The sequence below is a fragment of the Brevundimonas sp. GCM10030266 genome, assembly GCF_042666595.1.
In the GTDB taxonomy this organism is placed as follows: domain Bacteria; phylum Pseudomonadota; class Alphaproteobacteria; order Caulobacterales; family Caulobacteraceae; genus Brevundimonas.
Genome location: NZ_JBHTCY010000013.1, coordinates 1 through 505 on the forward strand (window position 1 = coordinate 1; position 505 = coordinate 505).

Below are 505 nucleotides of genomic sequence, written 5' to 3' on the forward strand. Positions count from 1 at the left end.
GGTGCTCCGTCTCGAGGTCGATGGTGCGCCAGCCCAGTCGGCCCTGCTCGTAGTCGAAGTACCGGTCGATGGGGCCGGTGTACACGACGGGGAGGTTCCCGCGGGTGGCGTCCTTGTTCAGCGGCTGCGAGGTGTCGAAGTAGTCGGTCTCCAGCTGCACCTCGATGTCGGGATGATCGGCCATCCGCTCCAGCCACGCCGTGTATCCCTGCGCGGGCAGGACTCGTACTTGTCGTTGAAGTACCGGTTGTCGTATGTGTAGCGCACGGGCAGGCGGGAGATGATGGAGGCGGGCAGGTCCTTGGGATCCGTCTGCCACTGCTTGCCGGTGTAGTTCTTGATGAACGCCTCGTACAGCGGGCGACCGATGAGGGAGATCCCCTTCTCGTCGAGGTTCTCGGGATCGGTGCCGGCGAGCTCACCGGCCTGCTCGGCGATCAGCGCCCGCGCCTCGCCGGGCGAGTAGGCGGCCTGGAAGAACTGGTTGATGGTGCCCAGGTTGATC

General features: G+C 65.3%; 1 pseudogene. It reads right to left on the reverse strand.

Annotated features, from left to right (window positions below):
• A pseudogene (locus tag ACFQQC_RS18655) lies at positions 1-504 on the reverse strand (UDP-galactopyranose mutase); the annotation flags it as partial.
• Position 505: the final 1 nt, after the last annotated feature.